A 22,922-nucleotide genomic window follows, 5' to 3' on the forward strand; every position below is an offset into this window, starting at 1 on the left:
GCGCCGTCAGCCCGAGGACCGGGCGGGATGTGTCAGACACCGCCCGCGCCCCGCAGGCGGAACCGCTGCAGTTTCCCCGTCGGCGTGCGCGGCAACGCGTCCATGAAGACGATCGCCCGCGGACACTTGTACGGCACCAACCGCGTCTTCACGAACTCCCGCAGCGCCTCGGCACCCGCCTCGTCCCGCGCGGCACCGTCGCGCAGCACCACGTACGCCGCCACGATCTGGCCCCGCAGCTCGTCGGCACGGCCGACCACCGCCGCCTCCACCACGTCGGGATGCGCGAGGAGCGCGTCCTCCACCTCCGGCCCGGCGATGTTGTACCCCGCCGAGATGATCATGTCGTCGGCGCGGGCCACATAGCGGAACCACCCGTCCGGCTCCCGCACATACGTGTCACCCGTCAGATTCCAGCCGTCCCGCACGTACACGCCCTGCCGCGGATCGGACAGATAGCGGCAGCCCACCGGCCCCCGCACGGCCAGCAGCCCCGGCTCACCGTCCGGCACCGGCACCCCGGAGTCCCCGTCCACCACCCGCGCCTCCCAGCCCGGCACCGGCACACCCGTCGTCCCCGGCCTGATGTCCCCGTCCGCCGCCGAGATGAAGATGTGCAGCAGCTCGGTCGCCCCGATGCCGTTGATGATCCGCAGCCCCGTCCGCTCCCGCCACGCCTGCCACGTCGCGGCCGGCAGGTTCTCCCCGGCCGACACACAGCGCCGCAGCGAGGAGACGTCGTGACCGCCGACCCCGTCCAGCATCACCCGGTACGCCGTCGGCGCCGTGAACAGCACCGACACCCGGTGCTCGGCGATCGCCGGCAGCAACTGCCCCGGTCCCGCCTGCTCCAGCAGCAGCGCCGACGCCCCCGCCCGCAGCGGGAACACCACCAGACCACCCAGACCGAACGTGAAACCGAGCGGAGGGCTCCCCGCGAACACATCGTCCGGCGTCGGCCGCAGCACCCGCGCCGAGAACGTGTCGGCCACCGCCAGCACGTCCCGGTGGAAATGCATGCACCCCTTGGGCCGGCCCGTCGTCCCGCTCGTGAACGCGATCAGCGCCACGTCGTCCGCCGCCGTCTCCACCGCCCGGAACCCCGCCGGCTCGCCCTCCGCCAGCCGCAGCAGATCGTCGGGCCCGTCCCCGCCGAACGCCGTGACCCGCAGCCCCGGCACCTCCGCCTTCACCAGCTCGTCCACGGACCGGATGTCGCACAGGGCATGCGTCACCTGTGCGATGTCACACATGACCGCCAGCTCCCGGGCCCGCTGCTGGGCGAGCACCGTCACCGCCACCGCGCCCGCCTTCATCACCGCGAGCCAGCACGCGGCCAGCCACGGCGTCGTCGGGCCCCGCAGCAGCACCCGGTTGCCGGGCACCACGCCCAGCTCACCGGTCAGCACGTGCGCGATCCGGTCCACCCGCTCACGCAGCTCCCCGTACGTCCAGACGCCGCCCGTCCCGTCACGGAACGCGGCACGGCCGCCCCCGTACCGGTCGATCGTGGCGTCCAGCAGCTCCGCACCGCAGTTGAGCCGCTCCGGATACCGCAGCTCCGGCAGCGCGAACAGCAGCCGCGGCCACTGCTCCGGCGGAGGCAGACGGTCCCGCGTGAACGTGTCGTGATGAGCCGAGGGAGTCAGCTCCGGGCCGGCCGAGGGTGTCAGCACCATTTCGCCCCCTTGTCGTGGTGGGGTCGCGCAACGAGCGTAGCGTGATGGTGACGACAGTCAACGGTCCGCGATAACCTGCTGCGCGAGGCCGCTGCGCAACAGCACCAACCGCCCCGTGATCCGGCCGCAGGAAGTGGGGAACCGGATGCCCGCATTCTCGCTCGAACCGGAACAGACCGCCTGGTGCGCCGAACTGCGCACCCTGGCCACCGAACGACTGCGCCCCCTCGCCGAGAAGGGCGAACCCGGCCGCGTCAACCGGCCGCTCCTCACCGCGCTCGGCGAACTCGGCCTCCTGGAAAGACTGTTCACCGCCGGCGCGCTCGACCTCTGCCTGATGCGCGAATCCCTCGCCCACGGCTGCACCGAGGCCGAGACCGCCCTCGCCCTCCAGGGACTCGGCGCCCACCCGCTCCACCGATCGGGTACCCCCGCCCAGCGCGACCGCTGGCTCCCCGCCGTCGTCACCGGCCGCGCCGTCGCCGCCTTCGCCCTCAGCGAGCCCGACGCCGGATCCGACGCCGCCGCCCTCGCCCTCCACGCCGCCCCCGAACCGCACGGCCCCGGCTGGAGGCTCACCGGCGAGAAACTCTGGATCTCCAACGCCCCCGAGGCCGACTTCTGCACCGTCTTCGCCCGCACGGGTGAAGCCCCCGGCGCCCGCGGCATCACCGCCTTCCTCGTCCCCGCCGACCGCCCCGGACTCACCGGCCGGCCCCTCGACATGCTCTCCCCCCACCCGATCGGCGCCCTCACCTTCGACGGCGTCCCCGTCACCCCCGACGACGTCCTCGGCCGGCCCGGCGCCGGCTTCCGCGTCGCCATGGACACCCTCAACCTCTTCCGCCCCAGCGTCGGCGCCTTCGCCGTCGGCATGGCCCAGGCCGCACTCGACGCCACCCTCCACCACACCGCACACCGCAGCGCCTTCGGCGCCCCCCTGAAGAACCTCCAGGCCGTCTCCCACCAGGCAGCGGAGATGGCCACCCGGACCGAAGCCGCCCGCCTCCTCGTCCACGCCGCGGCCTGCGCCTACGACGACGGCGCCCCCGACGTGCCCCGCCGCTCCGCCATGGCCAAACTGTTCGCGACCGAAACCGCCCAGTACGTCGTCGACACGGCGGTGCAACTGCACGGCGCACGCGCACTCCAGCGCGGCCATCTGCTCGAACACCTTTACCGGGAGGTGCGCGCCCCACGCATCTACGAAGGCGCCAGCGAGGTCCAGCGCAGCATCATCGCCAAGGAGCTGTACGCCACCGGCACCCAGGAGACCACCGGATGAGCCTCGAACGCATCAACCCGCCCGGGCTGTCACCCGCCAGCGGCTTCTCCCACGCCGTCGCCGCCACCGGCTCCCGACTGGTCTTCCTCGCCGGCCAGACCGCACTCGACGCCGACGGCAAGGTGACCGGCGACGGCCTCGTCGAACAGTTCGAGACCGCCCTCGCCAACCTCCTCGCCGCCCTCTCCGCGGCCGGCGGCACCCCCCACGACCTCGCCCGCGTCACCGTCTACGCCACCGACGTCGCCGACTACCGCCACCACGCAGCCGAACTCGGCCGCGTCTGGCACCGGCTCGCCGGCCGCGACTACCCCGCCATGGCGGTCATCGGCGCCGTACGCCTCTGGGACGAACAGGCCCTCGTCGAACTCGACGGAGTAGCCGTACTGCCCTGACCCCCGTCGACCGCCGGCGCGGACCGACCGGCGTCAGCCCTCCAGCAACGAACCCATCCACTCCTCGACCGCCCCCGGCGTACGCGGAAGCGCCCCCGACATCAGCCGCGCCCCGTCCGCCGTGACGACCAGATCGTCCTCGATGCGCACCCCGATCCCGCGCAACTCGGCCGGCAGCGTCCCGTCGTCCGGCTGGAAGTACAGACCCGGCTCCACCGTCAGCACCTGCCCCTCCTCCAGCACCCCGTCCAGATACGCCTCCGCGCGGGCCCGGGCGCAGTCGTGCACGTCGAGCCCGAGCATGTGGCCGCTGCTGCACAGCGTGTACCGGCGGTGGCGGTCGCCCCCCGGGTCCTTCAGCACCCCCCAGTCCACCAGCCCCTCGGCGATCACCCCCGTGCAGGCGCGGTGGAAGTCACGGAACCGCGCCCCTGGCCGCAGCGCCGCCATGCCCGCCTCCTGCGCGGCGAGGACCAGTTCGTACACCCGCCGCTGCACGGACGAGAAGCGGCCCGACAGCGGCAGCGTCCGGGTGACGTCCGCCGTGTAGAGGGTGTCGGTCTCCACCCCCGCGTCGAGCAGCAGCAGTTCGGACGGGTCGAGACGGCCGTCGTTCCGGGTCCAGTGCAGCACGCACGCGTGCGCCCCGGACGCGGCGATCGTCTCGTAGCCGGTGCCGTTGCCCTCCAGCCGGGCCCGCAGGCCGAAGACACCCTCGACCCACCGCTCACCGCGCGGATGGGCCAGCGCACGCGGCAGCTCACGCACGACGTCCTCGAAACCGGCCGCCGTGTGGTCCACGGCCCGCTGCAACTCGGCGACCTCCCAGGGGTCCTTGACCAGCCGGAGTTCGGCGAGGGCCGTTGCCAGCGCGGGATCGGACGCGGCATCGCGGCCGGGCGGCAGCAGACCGAGATCGTCGAGATGGACGCACCGGACGCCCGTCAGCCGCTCCGCCTCGGCCAGATCGGGCCGCCGGCCGACCCAGAACTCCCCGTACCTGCGGTCCCGGTAGAACGTGTCGTCCCCGGCGGCGCGCGCCGGCCGGGGGCGGACGTACAGTACGGCCTCGTGCCCGCCGCCCGGACCGGACGGCTCCAGCACCAGCACATGGCCGTGCTGGTCCTCGCCGGTCAGTCCCGTCAGCCAGGCGTAGGCACTGTGCGGACGGAACCGGTGGTCGCAGTCGTTCGAACGGACCTTCACCTCGCCGGCCGGAACCAGCAGCCGCTCGCCGGGGAACCGCGCAGAGAGCCGGTCCCGCCGGCCCGGTGTCATGTCACGGGCCGGCACCCGGGCATCGGCGGGCGACGCCCCCTCCGCCCAGTCCGTGCACATGAACGCGGCCAACTCCGGGGAAACCGGCAGGTCATGGCTCCCGGTGCGGAGGCGCTGGGGGAGGGGGTCACTACCGGCCATCTCGACTCCTCGAATCCTTGAACCCGTGAATCCTCGAATCCCGCGCATGCGGAACGGTGCTGAGGGCTTGTCAGTGCAATTTCACATTACTATGTTACGGGTCACATCGCGCCGCCACGGTACGGCCAATTCCCGCGTACCTCACGGAACTTCGCGATCACCGCACCGCTGACACACCACCCCCCAGCCACCTCCCACACAGGAGACACCGGTGTCCCAGCTCCGATCCGCGCTGCCCCGCTCCCCGCGCAGACCCCTGCTCGCCGCAGCGGTCGCCGTCACCCTCCTCGCCCCCCTGGGCCAGACCGCGCACGCCACCGCCACCGCCACCGCCACCGGCGACCCCGCGGCCCGCACCGCGCCCGCGGCGTTCACCGGCCGGCCCGCACCCAGCGCCCCCGGCACGGACCCGCACGACGAGGTCGACCGCCTCGCCCGGGCCCCGAAGCCCACCGCGGGCCCCGCCCCCGCACCCGGAGGCCTCGCCCAGGGCCGCACCCCCGGCCGCCAGAGCACCGGCACCCCCCGCGCCGACACCGCCCGCAGCGGTGACACCCTTACCGCCGCCGGAGTGCCCTGCACCCTCGACGGCCTCACCCGCCTCGGCCCCCAGCAGCTCGCCGACTTCCTCGCCGACCCCGCCGTCACCGCAGACGGCTGCCTCTCCGGCCTCATCTGGACCTGGGACGCCCGCCTCGCCCCCGTCATGTCCGACGCGCACGTCCAGGCCGTCGGCCGGCGGATATCCTCACTCGCCGCCGCACACGACGGCGCCAACAGCACCCACCTGCTGGAGATGTTCACCTATCTCCACGCCGTCGCCTACCACGACTTCTCGCGCCCCGAGATCGACATCACCGACACCCCGACCACCGAGATCCTGCGGCGCGCCGTCAACGACTTCGGCACCGCCGCCCGCACCTTCCACGTCACCCGCGCCAACGCCGAGACCCTCCGCGAGGCCCTCTACACGGGAAGCGCCCCCGGACTGCGCCACAGCCAGCTCGGGCTGATCAAGAAGGTCCTCGCCACGATGGACAGGTACCACAAGGGCCAGTACGACGACGCCTCCTGGGGCGGTGCGGCCCTCGCCGCCCTCTCCGTCAACTACCTCGGCGTCTACCCCGGCAACAAGGACACCGCGTTCCACAACGTCGTCACGGGCAACGTCTCGTACCGCGCCGCCTTCCGGGCCTTCGCGGGCCACACCCACCTCAAGGGCACCGTCAACGAGTGGGTCGTGCGCGACGCCCTGAGCGAGTACGGCCGCTTCGGCCAGATCGCCCCGCTCAACGCCGGGATCCTCCCCGACCTCGGCGCCCTGCTTCCCGTCACCCGCGCCAACTTCGGCAACGGCAGCCGCCCCTGGGCCTCGCTCGTCTCCTGGCTCAACTTCTACGAGGCGTGCAGGCCCTACGCGGTCTGCAAGGACGACATCGAGCGGCAGATCTTCCCGCACACCTTCAGCTACGACAACGGCGCCATCAAGGTCCGCACCGCCCTCGACCGCGCCACCGTCGACCAGCTCTACTACGCGAGCAAGCAGGTCAAGGCCCAGTTCCACCGGGTACTCGGCGCCGAGGCCCCACTCGCCGGCGACACCAACACCTCACTCAACATCGTGCTCTACGCCTCCCGCGCCGACTACGAGGTCTACCACCCCATCCTCACCGGCATGGGCACCGAGAACGGCGGCATCTACATCGAACGCGGCGCCACGTTCTACACCTACCAGCGCAGGGTCCCGCAGGACTCCTCCCTCACCCTCGAGGAACTCTTCCGGCACGAGTACGTGCACTACCTCAACGGCCGCTGGGCCGTGCCCGGATACTTCGGGGAGGGCCCCTGGTACAGCGGCGACCGCACCACCGCCATGGACGAGGGCACGGCCGAGTTCTTCGACGGCGCCACCCGCGACGACGGCATAGCCGTCCGCAAGTCCCTCGTCCAGGGCGTCATCGACGACACCGCCGGCGGCGGCCCGCGGATGACCGTGAACCAGCTCCTCCACGCCACCTACGACGGCGACGGCTTCCGCTTCTACGACTACGCGGGCACCTTCTTCGAGTTCCTCTGGACCGAACGCCCGTCGCTGCTGCGGGAGATGTACGGGCTGCTCCGGGCGGACGACCCCGCGGGCTTCGACGCCTGGCGCAGCCGGCTCGGCGGCGACCCCGCACTCCAGCGCGCCTACGACGCCTTCCTCGACGCGCAGATCGCGAAGGTCGACGAGCTGTTCGTGCCCGACACCACCTACACCCCCAACGACCGGCTCAGGGACGCCTCGGCCGAGGCCGTCCGCGCCTCCTTCGCCTCCGCCACCCAGTCCGACCCCGTCTGCGGGGAGAACGGCGACCCCGGAAAGCGGCGCTTCACCTGCACCGGCCGGATCACCGCCAACCTCACCGACGCCGCGTCCCCGGACCTCGTCTTCAAGGACATGTCCGAGACCGTGGACTACTTCATCCTCGACCGGGCCGGAGCCGCGTCCACCAATCTCGCGGACATGAACTGCTCCTTCGGCCCGGTCGAGATCTGGACCAACGGCCGGGCCGGTACGTCCACTTACCGCTGCGAAGGGCCCCTCCGCAGCTGAGTCGCGCGGGGGCGGAGCCGTTCCCGCGATTCCCTTCCCCGGCGACAAGGCAATGTGACATATTACTGCCGTGCCCACCGGAAACCCTCGCGGTCCCCTGGACGCCGTCATCGTCGGCGCCGGCGTCGTCGGAGCGGCCTGCGCACACTACGCGAGCCGTGCCGGCCTCGCCGTCGCCGTCGTCGACCGCGGCTCCGTCGCGGGCGGCACCACCGGCGCCGGGGAAGGCAACCTCCTCGTCTCCGACAAGGAGACGGGCCCCGAGCTCGACCTCGCGCTGCTGTCCACCCGACTCTGGCGCGAACTCGCCGACGTCCTCCCACCGGAGACGGAGTACGAGCCCAAGGGCGGTCTCGTCGTGGCGCCCGACGAGACCGCCCTCACCGCACTCCGCCGATTCGCCGCGGCCCAGCGCACCGCAGGCGTCGAGACGTACGAAGTCCCCTCCCACGCACTCCACGACCTGGAACCCCACCTGGCCCCCGGCCTCGCCGGCGGCTTCCACTACCCCCAGGACGCCCAGGTCCAGCCCGCCCGCGCCGCCGCCCGACTCCTCGCCTCGGCACGCCGCTCCGGCGCGGCCGTCCACCTCGGCGAAGAGGTCACCGGCCTCCTCACCCACCCCGACGGCACCCTGTACGGCGTTCGCACACCCCACCGGGAACTCCACGCCCCCGCCGTCGTCAACGCCACCGGCACCTGGGCCGGCGACCTCGCCCGCCTCGCCGGCACCCATCTGCCCGTCCACCCGCGCCGCGGCTTCGTCCTCGTCACCGAGCCCCTGCCGCGCGTCGTCCGCCACAAGGTCTACGCCGCCGACTACATCTCCGACGTCGCCAGCGGCTCCGCGGCCCTCCAGTCCTCCGCCGTCGTCGAGGGCACCCCCGCCGGACCGGTCCTGATCGGCGCCACCCGCGAACGCGTCGGCTTCGACCGCACCCTCTCCGCCGAGGCCCTCCGCCGGCTCGCCCGCCAGGCGGCCGCCCTCTTCCCCGTACTCGCCCGCGTCCGCGTCATCCGCACCTACCACGGCTTCCGCCCCTACCTCCCCGACCACCTCCCCGCCATCGGCCCCGACCCGCGCGTCCCCGGACTGTTCCACGCGTGCGGCCACGAAGGCGCGGGCATCGGCCTCGCCCCCGCCACCGGACTCCTGGTCGCCGCCGCACTCACCGGCGACCGGCCCGCCCTGGACCCGCGGCCGTTCCGGCCCGAACGATTCGACCCGGCAGGAGCAGCGCAGTGACCACCACCCCGGCCCGGCTCGTCCGCGCCGAACCCGGCCCCCCGTACGAGATCACCTTCGACGGACGCCCCGTCCCCGCCCTCCCCGGGCAGAGCGTCGCCGCCGCCCTGTGGGCCGCCGGGATCCTCGCCTGGCGCACCACCCGTGACGGCGGCACACCCCGAGGCGCCTTCTGCGGGATCGGCACCTGCTACGACTGCCTCGCCACCGTCAACGGCCGCCCCAACCGGCGTGCCTGCCTCGTCCCCGCACGCCCCGGCGACGTGGTCACCACACAGAAGGGGACCGGCCATGACGACCTCACCGTCTGAACCCGGCCCACCCCCCGGCGCCACCGGCGGTGACCCACCACCCCGCACCGGGGGTGAACCGCCCTGCGACCTCGCCGTCGTCGGCGCGGGACCCGCCGGGCTCGCCGCCGCCGTCACCGCGGCCGGACTCGGACTGCGCGTGACGCTCCTCGACGCGGGGGAGCGCCCCGGCGGCCAGTACTACCGCCACCCCGCACCCGCCCTCCGCGCCGCTCGGCCCCAGGCCCTGCACCACCACTGGCCGGCCTTCGCCCGTCTCGAACACCGGCTGCGCGCCCATGTCGCCGGGGGTCGCGTCCGCCACCTGCCGGGCCACCACGTGTGGACCGTCCTGCCCGAACGGCCCGAACGGCCCGAACGGCCCGCGTCGGCCCGGCCGGAGGACCCGGCCCCGGTGTGGCGACTGCACGCCGTCGTGGACGAGGGCTCCGGCACGGGCCACGGCCCGGAGGGCCGCGAGGACGGCCACAGCGGCGGCTCCCGCGGTGACGGCGGCGGCCCCCGCGGTGACGGTGGTGGCCCCCGCGGTGACGGCGGCGAGACGGCCGTCACCGTCCGGGCGCGCACCGTCCTCCTCGCCACCGGAGCCTACGAACGCCAACTGCCCTTCCCCGGCTGGACCCTGCCGGGTGTCGTCGGCGCGGGCGGAGCCCAGGCCATGCTCAAGTCCGGTCTCGTCCTCCCCGGCCGCAGGACCGTCGTCGCCGGAAGCGGGCCCCTGCTGCTCGCCGTCGCCGCCTCCCTCGCCGCCGCGGGCGGCACCGTGCCCACGGTCGTCGAGGCCGCCGCCTATCCCGCCTACGCACGCCGCCCCACCGCCCTGCTGCGCAACCCCGGCAAGCTCGCCGAAGGAGCCGCCCACGGCGCCACGCTGCTCCGGCACGGCGTACGGGTCCTCACCCGCCACGCCGTCACCGCCGCCCACGGCACCGCCCGGGTCGAGGCCGTCACGGTCGAACGGCTCGACCGCGACTGGCGTCCGGTACCGGGCACCGCCCGCCGCATCCCCTGCGACTCCCTCGCCACCGGCCACGGACTCGTGCCCCAGCTCGAACTCGCCACCGGACTCGGCTGCGCCACCCGTCGCACGGCCGACGGCACCCCCGCCCTCGAACTCGACGACGAGCAGCGCGCATCCGTGCCGGGTGTCTGGTCGGCCGGGGAGACCGGCGGGATCGGCGGCGCCGAACTCGCCCTGACCGAGGGCGAACTGGCCGCGCACTCCGTGGCCCGCGCCCTGCACGGCACCCCGCTGCCGTCGCACGCCGCGGCCCTGCGGGGACGCCGCGACCGGCTGCGGGCCTTCGGCGAGGCGATGGCCGCCGTGCACCGGCCGGGCGAAGGCTGGACCGCATGGCTCGACGACGCCACCCACGTCTGCCGCTGCGAGGAGGTCCCGGCCGGCGCGATCAGGGAAGCGGCGGGCGAACTCGGTGCGCGGGACGTCCGTACCGTCAAACTGCTGACCCGCGCCGGAATGGGCTGGTGCCAGGGACGCATGTGCGGCCCGGCGGTCGCCTCTCTGGTCGGCTCGGAGCCGGTTCCGGACCGGCGACCCCTGTCCTGCCCCGTACCGCTCGGCCACCTCGCCGGTCTGCCCCCGGACGGTCCTCCCGCCGGAACCCCGCCGCCCGCCCCGGCCGAAGGCTGACCCGCGGGACGGGCCTCGGCACCGGACGGCATCGGGTACGGCGTGCGCGGGGCAGCCGCCCCCTCCACCGGACCTTCACCACCCGTGGACACGCCCCACGGCGACGGGCCCCGGAGACACGTGCCCGGCCCTGCCGCCCGGCCCCGACGGGGCTCGTCGGCGACCGTCGTCGATCCCTCGACGACCCGTCGACGGTTCGTCAGAGGACAACGCCCGTACCGTCGCTCGCCCTTGTGGCAGTGACCCGCCACTAAGTAAAATGTCACACCTCACACTAGGAGTAGCCATGGCACCCGCACCCCGCACCCGTCCCTGGCACGGCATCATGGTCGCCACCGCCCTGCCCCTCCGCGACGACCTCTCCGTCGACTACGACGCCTACGCCGCCCATGTCGCCTGGCTGATCGAGAACGGCTGCGACGGCGTCGTCCCCAACGGCTCCCTCGGCGAGTACCAGACACTCACCGACGACGAACGCGCCCGGGTCGTCCGCACCGCCGTCGAGGCGGCGGGTGACGGGAACCGCGTGATGCCCGGCGTCTCGGCGTACGGCAGTGCCGAAGCCCGTCGCTGGGCCGACCAGGCGGCCGAGGCCGGCGCCGGTTCCGTCCTCCTGCTGCCCCCCAACGCCTACCGCGCCGATCCGGACACCGTCGCCGCCCACTACGCCGAGGCCGCCCTGTCCGGACTGCCGGTCGTCGCCTACAACAACCCCTACGACACGCGCACCGATCTCACCCCCGACCTGCTCGCCCGGCTGCACGGCGAACAGAGCATCGTCGCCGTCAAGGAGTTCAGCGGCGACGTCCGCCGCGCCTACGAGATCGCCGAACTCGCCCCGGGCCTCGACCTGCTGATCGGCGCCGACGACGTCCTGCTCGAACTCGCCCTGGCCGGCGCGGTCGGCTGGATCGCGGGCTACCCCAACGCCCTTCCCACCGCCTGCGCCACGCTCTACCGCGCCGCCGTCGCCGGAGACCTGGACACCGCGCTGCCGCTCTACAAGTCCCTCCACCCGCTGCTGCGCTGGGACTCCAAGACCGAGTTCGTCCAGGCCATCAAGCTCTCCATGGACCTCGCCGGACGCCCCGGCGGCCCCACCCGCCCGCCCCGTTCCCCCCTCAGCGGCGAACAGGACGCCGCCGTCCGCGCCGCGACCGGGAAGGCCCTCGCGGAAGGCCACCACTAGGCCGTGTTGCGGACGTCTCTCCTGGCCCGCGAGCGGGCGGAGCTGCTTCCGCAACACGCCCTGGCCGCACCGGCCGGACATGCCGGGACCGGCAGCACAGGACCGGACGTGCCGAGACCGGCAGCACAGGACCGGGCAGTACGAGACCGGAAGCACAAGGCCGGGCAACACGAGAACGCGCAGTACGAGAACGGGCAGCACGAGAAGGGGACACCACCCATGCGCACCCGCCACGTCTACCACGCCGTCGACTCGCACACCGAAGGGATGCCCACACGGGTCGTCACCGGAGGCGTCGGCGTCGTCCCCGGCGCCACCATGGCCGAACGCCGGCTGCACTTCGCCGAACACCTCGACGACGTCCGCACCCTGCTGATGTACGAGCCGCGCGGCCACTCCGCCATGAGCGGTGCGATCCTGCAGCCGCCCACCCGGCCCGACGCCGACCACGGGGTGCTGTTCATCGAGGTGTCGGGACTGCTGCCGATGTGCGGCCACGGAACCATCGGCGTCGCCACCGTCCTCGTCGAGACCGGCATGGTGCCCGTCACCGAACCGGTCACCACCGTCCGCCTCGACACCCCCGCCGGACTCGTCTCCGCCGACGTCCACGTCGAGGACGGCGAGGCACGCTCCGTCACGCTCACCAACGTGCCCTCCTTCTGCCTCGGACTCGACCTCAAGGCCGAGGTCCCCGGCCACGGCACCGTCACCTACGACATCGCGTACGGCGGCAACTTCTACGCCTTCGTCTCCCTCGACGCCCTCGGGCTGCCCTTCGACCGCGACCGCAAGGACGACCTGCTCGCCGCCGGCCTCGCCGTCATGGACGCCATCAACGCCACCGACCGGCCCGTCCACCCCGAGGACCCCGGCATCGCCGGCGTCAAGCACGTCTACCTCACCGCACCCGGCTCGGACGCCGTACGGTCCCGGCACGCCATGGCCATCCACCCGGGCTGGTTCGACCGCTCCCCTTGCGGCACCGGCACCAGCGCCCGCATGGCGCAGCTCCACGCACGGGGCGAGCTCCCCCTCGGCCGGGACTTCGTCAACGAGTCCTTCATCGGAACCGAGTTCACCGGGCGCCTCGTCGGGGAGACCACCGTCGGCGGACTGCCCGCCGTGATCCCCACCGTCACGGGCCGGGCCTGGATCACCGGCACCGCCCAGTACTTCCTCGATCCGTCCGACCCGTTCCCCGGAGGCTTCCTCCTGTGACCGCGCCGACCTCACCCACTCCGGCCACCGCGCCGACCCCACCCGCTGCGCCGACATCCGGGAGCGCGCCGCCGCCCGCGGCTCCGCGGGCCGTCCCGGACGCACCGGCCGGAACGAACCGTCCGGCGCCGGTGCCCCAGGCCCCGCCAGGCGCCGGGCCGTTGACGACCGTCCGCACCACCGACTACCACACGGCCGGTGAACCCTTCCGCATCGTCGCAGGAGGACTGCCCCCGGTCCCCGGCGGCACCGTCGCCGAGCGCTGCGCCAACGCCATCGGCGCCGGAGGCTCAGCCACCGCTCCCCGGCCCGGCGCGATCGACGACATCCGCCGGCTCCTCGTCCAGGAGCCGCGCGGTCACGCGGGAATGTACGGCGGCTTCGTGGTGCCACCGGACGACGAAGGCGCGGATCTCGGCGTCCTGTTCTGGCACAAGGACGGCTACTCCACCGCCTGCGGGCACGGCACGATCGCTCTCGGCGCCTGGGCCGTCGACAGCGGCCGCGTCACGGCACCCGACGACGGCTCCGTGCGGGTCCGGATCGACGTGCCGTCCGGCCGCGTCACGGCCACCGTCCACCGCGCGGACGGCCGCACCACCGCCGTCACCTTCCGCAACGTCCCCGCCCGGGTGACGGCCCGGAAGGTCCCGGTCGCCACCGGCTTCGGCACGGCGGACGTCGACATCGCCCACGCCGGGGCCTGCTACGCCTCCGTGCCCGCCGCGCAGCTCGGTCTCGACGTGGACCGCGCCTCACTGCCCCGACTCGTCCGCGCCGGACGCGAGATCAGGGCCGCGCTCGCCGGTCACCCCGCCACCTGGCACCCCGACAGCCCCCTGCTGTCGGGTGTCTACGGGGTGATATTGCACGAGGAACTCCCCGAGACCGCGGCCGGACCGGCCCAGGCCAACGTGACCGTCTTCGCAGACGGCCAGATCGACCGCTCGCCCTGCGGCTCCGGCACCTCCGCACGCCTCGCCCTGCTCGCCGAGGACGGCAGGCTGGGCCCCGGCGACGTCCTCCACCACGAGTCCGTCATCGGCACGGTCTTCACGGGCCGCGTGGTCACCCGCACCGACGAGGGCACCGTCACCGAGGTCACCGGAACCGCCCACCGCACCGGCGAGCACACCTTCCTCCTCGACCCCGACGACACCCTCGCGACCGGATTCCTGCTGTGAACGAGCCCGCCCCGGACCTGCTCCACCTCGGCGCCGCCGACATCGCCCGGCTCCTCCCGCCGGCGGCCGCGGCCGACGCGGTCGAGGCCGCACTCCGCGGCGGCCTCGATCCGGAGGACTGCCCACCGCGCACCCAGGTCACCGTCCCGGCCGGGCAGTTGCTGCTCATGCCCGCGACCGCCGGCGGCCACGCCGGGGTGAAGATCGCGGGTGTCGCCCCGGCCAACCCCGCGCGCGGACTGCCGCGCATCACCGGCGGCTACCTGCTCCTCGACGCCCGGACCCTGGTCCCGCTGGCGCTCCTGGACGGCGCCGCGCTGACCGCGCTGCGCACCCCCGCCGTGTCCGCCGTCGCCCTGAGGCAGCTCGCCGCGCCCGACACCAGCCACGCGGTGATCTTCGGCGCCGGTCCCCAGGCGTACGGGCACCTCGAAGCGGCCCTCGCGGAAAGACCGTTGACCCGCGTGACGGTGGTCTCACGACGCACGGAGCACGCCGAGCGACTCGCCGCCCACGCCCGCGCGCTCGGTCCGCACGCCCGTACCGGCACACCCGACGACGTGGCCGGCGCCGACCTCGTACTGTGCTGCACCACCGCACGCGAGCCGCTGTTCGACGGCCGGCTGGTCCCCGACCACGCCACCGTCATCGCCGTCGGCTCCCACGAACCGGACGCCCGAGAGACCGACACCGCGCTCGTCCGCCGCTCGGCCGTCTACGTCGAGGCGCGCGCGGCCGCCCGGCGCGAGGCCGGGGACCTCCTCGTACCCGAGGCCGAGGGAGCCGTCGGGCCGGACCACATCAGGGGGACGCTCGCCGAACTGGCCACCGGCCGCACGGGGCCCGACGCCGGTCGTCCACAGCTCTTCAAGAGCGTCGGCATGGCCTGGGAGGATCTTGCCGTGGCCGCCGCCGTCCACAGGGCGGCCACGACCGGAGCGGGCGGGGAAACGTGACATTGTACGCTTGCCCTCCACTGATTCTCGGAGGAAGCGCCATGGGGGACCTGAAGCAGATCGGCCTGATCACCGCTCAGGAGCGGCTGCGCGACCAGGTCGCCCATGCCCTGCGGGCCGCACTCGTCGCCGGTGAACTCCGCCCCGGCCATGTCTATTCCGCGCCGGGACTCGCCGCGGACTTCGGCATCTCCGCCACACCGGTCCGCGAGGCCATGCTGGACCTCGCCCGCGAGGGACTGGTCGAACCGGTCCGCAACAAGGGCTTCCGCGTCACCGAGGTCAGCGAGCGCGACCTCGACCAGTACACCGAACTCCGCGCCCTGATCGAGGTCCCGACCATCGGCCGGGTCACGCAGATCGCCACCGAGGCGCAGTTGGAGGCCCTTCGACCGGTGGCCGAGGAGATCGTGGAGCACGCCGGCAACCACAATCTCATCGGCTACCTCGACGCCGACCGCCGCTTCCATCTCGGTCTGCTCGCCCTGGCCGGCAACCACCGCCTCGTCGAGACCGTCGGAGACCTGCGCAAGCGCTCCCGGCTCTACGGCCTCACCCGGCTCGACGAACTGGGCCTGCTGGTCGCGTCCGCCGAGGAGCACCACGAGCTGCTCGACCTGATGCTCTCCGGTGACGAGCTCGCGGCCGAGGAGTGCATGGCCCGCCACCTCGGCCACGTCCGTTCCCTTTGGGCGCAGGCCAGGGACGAACCCGTGGAGCCCCGCCCCAAGCGCACGCTCGGCGCCCGCTGACCGCAGAGCCGGCAGCGTCCCCACCCGGCCGGCCCCGGCCCCGGCAGGCTCGCCCGCAGCACCGGACGTCCAGCGGCCCGCCCGCCCGTCCTCCGGATCCCGACAGCTGCCCGTCCCCCTGACGCCCCGGGCCCGACGGCCGCCTTCCGGCACGCGGCCGTCTTCCGGCTCCCGCCCGCGCCCCCGCAGCTCCGCCCGCGCCCCGGCGCGCCCGCCCGCGCCCCGCCGAACTCGAATGCCGATCACCCCAGTTGATCACCACGGACCCGGCGACGCCGACCCGTCGGCGCCCCCCATCTGATCAACTGGTCAACCTTTCCGGCCAGGCTTACGGTCGAAGGACGGATGCCCGCCATCCGACCAGGCAGCCACGCCATGACCACGCCCCGGCCCACCCCCGTCCCGCGCACCGCCGCCCCCGTCCGGGGCGACGGAAACGGGATCGCTCTGCTGGTCATCGCCTCGTGCCAGTTGATGGTCGTCCTCGACGCCACCATCGTGAACATCGCCCTGCCGCACATCCAGAGCTCGCTGCACTTCTCCACCACCGGCCTGGCCTGGGTGGTCAGCGCCTACACGCTCACCTTCGGCGGACTGCTGCTGCTCGGCGGCCGGACGGGCGACATCCTCGGCCGGCGGCGGGTGTTCGTCGCGGGCGTGCTCGTGTTCGTCGTCGCGTCCCTGCTCGGCGGACTCGCCCAGAACGCCCCGCAGCTGCTCGCCGCCCGCGCACTGCAGGGCGCCGGAGGCGCGATCGCCTCCCCGACCGCGCTGGCCCTGATCAGCACCACGTTCCGGGAAGGGCCCGCGCGCAACCGCGCCTTCGGCGTCTTCGCGGCCGTGTCCGCGGCGGGCGGGGCCATCGGCCTCCTCGCGGGCGGCGTCATCGTCGAATGGCTCGACTGGCGCTGGGTGTTCTTCGTCAACGTGCCCATCGGACTGCTCATCGTCCTCGCCGCCCCGCGCCGCATCCGCGAGTCCGCACGCCACCCGGGGCACTTCGACATCGCCGGCGCCCTGACGTCCACCCTCGGCATGGTGCTGCTCGTCTACGGCTTCATCCGCGCCGCCCAGGAGGGCTGGCGCGACTCCGTGACGCTGGCGTCCTTCGCCGCCGCGGCCGTGGTCCTCACGCTCTTCGTCCTGGTGGAGACCCGCTCCCGGCAGCCGATCACGCCGCTGCACATGTTCGCCGACCGCAACCGCGCGGGCACGTACGGGATGATGCTCAGCCTCGCCGCGGCGATGTTCGGGATGTTCTTCTTCCTGACGCTCTTCGTGCAGAACGTCCTCGGCTTCAGCCCGCTGCGGGCCGGTCTGTCCTTCCTGCCCGTCAGCGCGGTGATCGCGACCGGCGCGGGCCTGGCCTCGCGTCTGCTGCCCCGGTTCGGGCCCAAGCCCTTCATGGTGACCGGCGCGCTCCTCGCCACGGCCGGCCTGGCCTGGCTGACCGGTGTCGGCATCCACGCCACGTACGCGGGGGACATCCTCGGACCGATGATCCTCTTCGGCTTCGGCATGGGGCTGCAGTTCGTCTCCCTCACCCTCATGGCGCTCTCGCACGTCGCGGCGCACGAGTCGGGCGCGGCCTCGGGACTGCTCAACACCAGCCAGCAGATCGGCGGGTCGCTCGGTCTGTCCGTCCTGGTCACGGTGTTCGGGGCGGCGGCCGCGCACGAGGCGGCCCGCCAGGCGCCGGAGTTCCTCGCCGTGGCGACCCCGTCGCAACGACTGCTCTACGAACGCACCGGGCAGCTGCCGCCGCCCTGGGGCGAGCAGGTCCTCGCCGCGGGGACCGGTGCCGCGTTCGTCCTGGCCGCGGTGTTCACCGGTGTCGCCGCGCTGATCGCCCTGCTTGTCATCCAGGTGCGACCCTCGGACCTCGCACGTCTGAAGGGCACGGCGGAGCCGGGAGGGCGCTGAGACACAGGAAGGCACGGCGGAGCCGGGAGGGCGTCGGCACACGAAGGGCACGGCGGAGCCGGGATTGCGCCCGCACACACCGTGCCCGTGCTTCACGCCGCCGGCAGCTGGAACCACACCCACTTGCCGCGGTCGCCGACCGTGGCCACGCCCCAGGACCCCGCCAGGGCCTCCAGCAGGTCCAGGCCGCGCCCCGTCTCCATCTCGTCCGTGGGTGCGTCGCCCGAGCGGGACCCTGAGCCCATGGCCGGCGCACGGTCGAAGACCGCGCCGGTGATCGCGCCCACGGCCGGGTCACGGGCCACGGCCACCTCGATGGCCGCTCCGTCCGCGTGCCTGACCGCGTTCGACACCACCTCGGACAGCAGCAGCGCCGCGGTGTCCACGACCGCGCAGTCCGCCGGCGCGACCTCCTCGAGGACCCGCCGGGCCCGGGCGGCCGAGCGAGGATGCCGAGGCAGGGTGGCGACTGCGCTGTGTCCGGTCATCAGTGATCTCCAGGGTTCCGTCGCAGGGCCGTCCGCACCGGCCCACGCACTCCTTCCAGCCTCGTGCCGCCGGAAGGGCGCGGAACGTACCTTTCCGCCGGTCTTCGGTGTGCCGGACGTCAGGGTGACGGCGTGACTTTCGTCGTACGCCCGCCCACCGCGCGCGGGGAACACGCAGACGCGCGCCGGATACGGCTCATGCGGCACGGGACGGTCCTCCCTCCGGATCGGGTCCGGGCAGGGGCACGGACGGGCGCACAGGCAGGTGTACGGCGCGGCACCGTCCCTCGGGGGATGGAACAGGCACCGCGCCGCACATCCGCGGCCGCCGTTCCTCGGGGGGCCGGACCGCGCGGGCGCCGTATCTCCATGCTGGGCCGGGCGCGGTCCCGTTCCGCGTGCCGATCGTCCACACGGGAAGTGACCAAAGTGACGCGGGAGACGGAGCCCGCCCGGTTGCGCACGCTCGCGGCCGCGTCCTCGCGCACGGCCGTCCGCCGCGCCCTCCGCTCCGGCCGCCCGTCCTCCCGCACGGCCGGAGCGGAGGGCGCGTCTTACAGTGGCCGCAAGGCGCGCATTCCGTACACGCGCATTCCGTACACGCGCATTCCGTACACGCACATCCCGTACACGCGCATTCCGTGCGAAGGCTCGCGCGAGGTGGTGAGGCCCAGTGACCGAGCGCGGAGGTCGAGCGGGCCGGGAGGGCCATGAGGGCCATGAGGGCCGTGAGGCCCTGGAGGAACGAGAGCTCCTTCAGGCCGGCGGGACCGGCGGGACTGGCGGGACCGGCGAGGCCCAGTTGGCCGTCGAGGCCGGCGGGACCGGTGAGGCCCAGTTGGCCGTCGAGGGCGGCGGGACCGGCCTGGCCGTCAGGGGCGGCGGCTGGTCGGTACGGCGGAAGGACGCCCTGCTCACCGCGGTCGTCGTGGCCATCGGCGTGGCCGACACCTGGTTCAAGCCGTCGAACGGCCTGCTCACCGGCCTGCCCACGCCCGTCGTCGCCGTCGCGTCCGGCCTGGTCGGCTCCCTGCTCTGGTGGCGCCGCCGCAACCCGGGCGCGGTCGCCCTCGCCGTCATGGCGGGCTACGTCGTCGCCTTCACCCCGGTCGCGCTCGCCGTGGCCATGTACACGGTGGGGGAGACGTACCGGCGCATCCGCACTCTGGTGCTCCACGGTGCCGCAGGCTGCACGGCGGGCGTGCTGGCGCTGTGGGCGGGCCCGCCGGACTGGGATCTGAGGGACGCGGGATTCACGCTCGCGTTCATCCTCGGGCCGCTGGTCTTCGGGTACGCCGTCGCCATCCGCCGCGACCTGGCCCTGGAGGCGCGGGCGACCGTCGACGCCCTGGAGCGCGAGCAGCACCTGCTCGTCGAGCGGGCACAGGTGGGGGAGCGGGCCAGGATCGCCCGTGAACTCCACGACGTGGTGGCGCACCGGGTGGGCAACATCGTCCTCACCGCGGGCGCGCTCGAGGCCGGGGACCCGGCCCGCGACCCGGCCGTCGCCCGGGCGGCCGAGCTGATCAGGAACGAGGGCCACCAGGCGCTGGAGGAACTGCGCGAGGTGCTCGGCGTCCTCAACCCCGGCCACCGCGGCCGGCCTCTGCCGTCCGGGTCACCGCGGCCGGACGTCTCCCGGCTGCAGGCCCTCGTCGACCACGCCGGCCGGCTGGGGCGCCGTACGGCACTGCGCGTCGAAGGCCACCCCGAGGCCCTGCCGGACGCGGTCCAGCGCGCGATCCACCGCATCGTCCAGGAAGGACTCACCAACGCCGCGAAGCACGCGCCGGGGGCCGAGGTCGGCGTTCTCGTCGAGTGCCGGGTCGACGGGGTGGTGGTGCGGGTCACCAACGGCCCGGCGACCGGTACCGGAGCCGGTGACCTCCCGCCGGGCGGTGGCAACGGGCTGATCGGCCTGCGGGAGCGGGTCGGCCTGCTCGACGGCACCTTCTCGGCGGGCCCCTGCGACGGCGGGTACCGCATCGACGCCTTCATCCCGCACCGCGCGGCACCGGCGACCCCGTGAGCCGGCGCGGCACCGGCGGCCCCGACGCGGTCCGGTGCCGGGTCCGCCAGGGCCCGGCATCCACCCGGCCCAGACCGATTCGGCCCCGCCCCGCCCCCGCCCCGGCCGCCGTCCCGGCCCCCGCTCAGCCGCCGTCCCGGCGCCCGCCCGCGACTGCCACCCCCCGCCCCCGCCTGCCGCCCCGCCCTCGTCAGCGCTCCAGCCCCGCCCGGTACGCCAGCCGCGCGGCCTGCACCCTGTTGTGCGCCCCCAGTTTCGCCAGCAACCTGCTGACCTGCCCTTTGACCGTGCCCTCGCTGATGTGGAGGGCTGTGCCGATGTCGGCGTTGGACAGCCCTCGCGCGATCAGCCGGAGCACCTGCAGATCACGTTCCGTGAGCGCGTCCAGTACCTGCTGTTCCGCCGACGTGATGCGCGCCGACTGCCCCGCGAGCTGGTCCAGGACCCGCCCGGTCACCGCCGGGTCCAGTGCCGCCTTCCCCTCGGCGACCTGACGCACGGCGCGCAGCAGCTCCTCCGGGGGCGTGTCCTTGAGGAGGAATCCGCTGACGCCGGCCTGTACGGCCTCGTCCACGTACTCGTCCGCGCCGAACGTCGTGAGGATCAGCACCCGTGGGGGCCTCGGCAGCGCCCTGATCTCCCGGGTCGCCGCCAGCCCGTCCATCCCCGGCATCCGGATGTCGACCAGCGCCACGTCCGGGCTGAACTGCCGTGCGGCGTCCACGGTGCTCCGCCCGTCCGAGGCCTCGGCGACGACGTGCAGATCGTCACCGGCCTCGATGATGTCGCTCAGCCCGCGCCGTACGATCTCGCTGTCGTCGGCGATCAGGACATGGATCACCATGCGGTCCTCCGGAACCTGCCCGGACGCGCCCGTACGCGCCCGCCTTCCCCACCCCTCCCTCGCTCCCCTCCTCACTCATCGTCGCCGTACGCGAGCGGACCCGCCAAGGCGGAGCCGGACGAGGAACCGCCCCACCCCGCCCGGGCGGCCTCGCCGCCCCGGTTGCCCGGTCCCTCCCGCGGTGGCAGCGTTGTCGGCATCGCCCCGTTCCGACGGAGGGAGGCGGTATGACGGGGGACCACGACACCGACGCGCCGGCCGGCGCCTGGCCCGCGCTGCGCGTGGCCGACTGGACCGCCACGCGGGACACGCTGCACATGTGGATGCAGATCGTGGGCAAGATCAGGCTGGCGCACGCTCCGCTGCTCAACCACTGGTGGCAGGTCACGTCGTACGTCAGTCCCCGTGGCCTGACGACGTCCGCGATCCCCTACCGGTCGGGCCTGTTCGACATCGAGTTCGACTTCGTCGACCACCGTCTGGTCGTCCGCACCAGCGACGGCGAGGTCCGCACCGTGGCGCTGGAGCCCAAGCCGGTGGCGGACTTCTACCACCAGACGATGTCGGCCCTCGGCGAACTGGGAATCCCGACGAGGATCCAGCCGTCACCGAACGAGGTCGAGGAGGCCGTTCCCTTCCCCGAGGACGACCGGCACGACACCTACGACCCCGATGCCGCGCACCTGTTCTGGCGGCAGCTGCTGCAGGCGGACCGGGTGCTGGGAGAGTTCCGTTCGTACTACGTCGGCAAGGTCAGCCCGGTGCACTTCTTCTGGGGCGCGATGGACCTGGCCTGCACCCGATTCTCCGGCAGGGAGGCACCGCCCCACCCGGGCGGGGCGCCGAACTGCGGCGACTGGGTGATGAAGGAGGGCTACTCGCGCGAGTTGAGCAGCTGCGGCTTCTGGCCGGGCGGCGGGGAGGAGGGCGCCTTCTACGCCTACGCCTATCCCGAACCCGAGGGCTTCGCCGAGCACGCGGTCGCACCCGGGGCCGCGTACTACAGCAAGGACAACGGCCAGTTCCTCCTGCCCTACGAGGCGGTCCGCACCGCCGACGACCCCGACCGGGCCCTCGCGTCGTTCCTGCACTCGACCTACGAGGCGGCCGCCGTGCACGGAGGCTGGGACCGGGAGGCACTGGAGGACGATCCCGACCGGTGGGCCGAGCAGCGACCGCGCCACCGCCGACGCCGGCGCCAAGGGGGCTGACGTGCCCGCCCTGCCCGATCTGCCGCCTCTCCCGGCCCCGGAGACGGGACTGTTCCTGACGCACTTCCTGACCGTGCGCGACGTGGCCCGTTCGCGGGACTTCTACGCCGACGTCCTCGGCGGCGAGGTGGTGCTGGCGGAGAACCCGGCCATCGTGAAGGCCGCCAACAGCTGGATCATCATGAACCCCGGCGGTGGCCCCACCCCGGACAAGCCGGGCGTCACCCTGACCGCTCCCGAGCCGGGGGACCCGGTGTCGGCGTTCATGAACGTCCGCGTCGCGGACATCGCGGGGTTCTACGCCCGGGCGAAGGCGAAGGGCGCCCGATTCCTGACCGAGCCCCTCGACCGCAGGGCCGAACTGCGGTGCTACATGCTGGACCCTGACGGCCGTCTGATCGAGGTCGGCCAGGCGACCGGCATGCTGCGGGGCGTCTACGCGGACCCGCCGGCGGGGTCCGGGACGGGCTGAGTACCGCCCCCGTACCCCGACCCACGCGCCCCCGCCCGAACCGCTGTGAGCCGGGCGGGGCGCGGACCGAG

Annotated in this window: 19 protein-coding genes; 15 read left to right on the forward strand and 4 right to left on the reverse strand. The window is 73.8% G+C overall.

The genetic code is table 11. From position 1 onward, the window contains the following. Positions 1-32 precede the first annotated feature (32 nt). Positions 33-1,679 carry an AMP-binding protein gene (locus QRN89_RS26605; RefSeq protein WP_290351898.1) on the reverse strand — a complete coding sequence of 549 codons (1,647 nt, stop codon included), beginning with the start codon at positions 1,677-1,679 and terminating at the stop codon, positions 33-35. A gap of 145 nt (positions 1,680-1,824) precedes the next feature. Between QRN89_RS26605 and QRN89_RS26610 the strand changes: the two genes are divergently transcribed. Further along, on the forward strand, positions 1,825-2,964 hold the full coding sequence (locus tag QRN89_RS26610; protein ID WP_290351899.1) for an acyl-CoA dehydrogenase family protein: 1,140 nt from the start codon (positions 1,825-1,827) through the stop codon (positions 2,962-2,964). After that, positions 2,961-3,359: a RidA family protein gene (locus QRN89_RS26615; RefSeq protein ID WP_290351900.1), complete on the forward strand. Its 399-nt coding sequence runs from the start codon at positions 2,961-2,963 to the stop codon at positions 3,357-3,359. The genes QRN89_RS26610 and QRN89_RS26615 overlap by 4 nt, the downstream gene beginning before the upstream one ends. Positions 3,360-3,392: 33 nt before the next feature. Here QRN89_RS26615 and QRN89_RS26620 read toward each other — a convergent pair whose 3' ends face one another. Continuing rightward, on the reverse strand, positions 3,393-4,778 hold the full coding sequence (locus QRN89_RS26620) for an aminopeptidase P family protein (RefSeq protein WP_290351901.1): 1,386 nt from the start codon (positions 4,776-4,778) through the stop codon (positions 3,393-3,395). Between the two features lie 211 nt (positions 4,779-4,989). On the opposite strand from QRN89_RS26620, the gene QRN89_RS26625 reads away from it, so the two are divergent. From QRN89_RS26625 to QRN89_RS26670, 10 genes are all read left to right on the forward strand, one after another. Beyond that, positions 4,990-7,374, forward strand: coding sequence for a collagenase (locus QRN89_RS26625; RefSeq protein ID WP_290351902.1), 2,385 nt, complete (start codon positions 4,990-4,992; stop codon positions 7,372-7,374). Positions 7,375-7,444: 70 nt separating this feature from the next. Next, complete coding sequence (locus QRN89_RS26630; RefSeq protein WP_290351903.1) at positions 7,445-8,620, forward strand: NAD(P)/FAD-dependent oxidoreductase; 1,176 nt, start codon at positions 7,445-7,447, stop codon at positions 8,618-8,620. Then, positions 8,617-8,931: a (2Fe-2S)-binding protein gene (locus QRN89_RS26635; RefSeq protein WP_290351904.1), complete on the forward strand. Its 315-nt coding sequence runs from the start codon at positions 8,617-8,619 to the stop codon at positions 8,929-8,931. Before QRN89_RS26630 ends, QRN89_RS26635 begins: the two co-directional genes overlap by 4 nt. Next, entirely contained in the window at positions 8,912-10,582 is a 1,671-nt protein-coding gene (locus QRN89_RS26640; protein WP_290351905.1) for an FAD/NAD(P)-dependent oxidoreductase, read from the forward strand. Before QRN89_RS26635 ends, QRN89_RS26640 begins: the two co-directional genes overlap by 20 nt. Before the next feature lie 286 nt (positions 10,583-10,868). Beyond that, positions 10,869-11,771 (forward strand): dihydrodipicolinate synthase family protein, encoded by a 903-nt coding sequence (locus tag QRN89_RS26645; protein ID WP_290351906.1) that lies wholly within the window; start codon positions 10,869-10,871, stop codon positions 11,769-11,771. Positions 11,772-11,990: 219 nt separating this feature from the next. Next, the gene (locus tag QRN89_RS26650) at positions 11,991-12,992 is read left to right on the forward strand and encodes a proline racemase family protein (protein ID WP_290351907.1); all 1,002 of its coding nucleotides are present in this window, start codon (positions 11,991-11,993) and stop codon (positions 12,990-12,992) included. Between the two features lie 161 nt (positions 12,993-13,153). Next, entirely contained in the window at positions 13,154-14,176 is a 1,023-nt protein-coding gene (locus QRN89_RS26655; RefSeq protein WP_356948659.1) for a proline racemase family protein, read from the forward strand. After that, entirely contained in the window at positions 14,173-15,132 is a 960-nt protein-coding gene (locus tag QRN89_RS26660) for an ornithine cyclodeaminase family protein (protein ID WP_290351909.1), read from the forward strand. The genes QRN89_RS26655 and QRN89_RS26660 overlap by 4 nt, the downstream gene beginning before the upstream one ends. 41 nt (positions 15,133-15,173) lie before the next feature. Next, entirely contained in the window at positions 15,174-15,884 is a 711-nt protein-coding gene (locus QRN89_RS26665) for a GntR family transcriptional regulator (RefSeq protein ID WP_290351910.1), read from the forward strand. Between the two features lie 375 nt (positions 15,885-16,259). Next, a complete protein-coding gene (locus QRN89_RS26670) occupies positions 16,260-17,807 on the forward strand; it encodes an MFS transporter (RefSeq protein ID WP_290351911.1) in 1,548 nt (515 codons plus the stop codon). A 92-nt stretch (positions 17,808-17,899) separates the two neighbouring features. Here the strand turns inward: QRN89_RS26670 and QRN89_RS26675 are convergent, their stop codons facing one another. Continuing rightward, positions 17,900-18,295: an ATP-binding protein gene (locus QRN89_RS26675; RefSeq protein ID WP_290351912.1), complete on the reverse strand. Its 396-nt coding sequence runs from the start codon at positions 18,293-18,295 to the stop codon at positions 17,900-17,902. Positions 18,296-18,968: 673 nt separating this feature from the next. On the opposite strand from QRN89_RS26675, the gene QRN89_RS26680 reads away from it, so the two are divergent. Then, the gene (locus QRN89_RS26680) at positions 18,969-20,324 is read left to right on the forward strand and encodes a sensor histidine kinase (protein ID WP_290351913.1); all 1,356 of its coding nucleotides are present in this window, start codon (positions 18,969-18,971) and stop codon (positions 20,322-20,324) included. Between the two features lie 190 nt (positions 20,325-20,514). Here QRN89_RS26680 and QRN89_RS26685 read toward each other — a convergent pair whose 3' ends face one another. Then, on the reverse strand, positions 20,515-21,168 hold the full coding sequence (locus tag QRN89_RS26685) for a response regulator (RefSeq protein WP_290351914.1): 654 nt from the start codon (positions 21,166-21,168) through the stop codon (positions 20,515-20,517). Positions 21,169-21,395: 227 nt separating this feature from the next. Between QRN89_RS26685 and QRN89_RS26690 the strand changes: the two genes are divergently transcribed. Both QRN89_RS26690 and QRN89_RS26695 read left to right on the forward strand, forming a co-directional pair. Further along, positions 21,396-22,379, forward strand: coding sequence for a DUF5996 family protein (locus tag QRN89_RS26690; RefSeq protein ID WP_290351915.1), 984 nt, complete (start codon positions 21,396-21,398; stop codon positions 22,377-22,379). Positions 22,380-22,389: 10 nt separating this feature from the next. Then, the gene (locus QRN89_RS26695; protein ID WP_290353868.1) at positions 22,390-22,851 is read left to right on the forward strand and encodes a VOC family protein; all 462 of its coding nucleotides are present in this window, start codon (positions 22,390-22,392) and stop codon (positions 22,849-22,851) included. Positions 22,852-22,922 lie beyond the last annotated feature (71 nt).

The sequence above is a fragment of the Streptomyces sp. HUAS CB01 genome, from assembly GCF_030406905.1.
Taxonomy (GTDB): domain Bacteria; phylum Actinomycetota; class Actinomycetes; order Streptomycetales; family Streptomycetaceae; genus Streptomyces; species Streptomyces chengbuensis.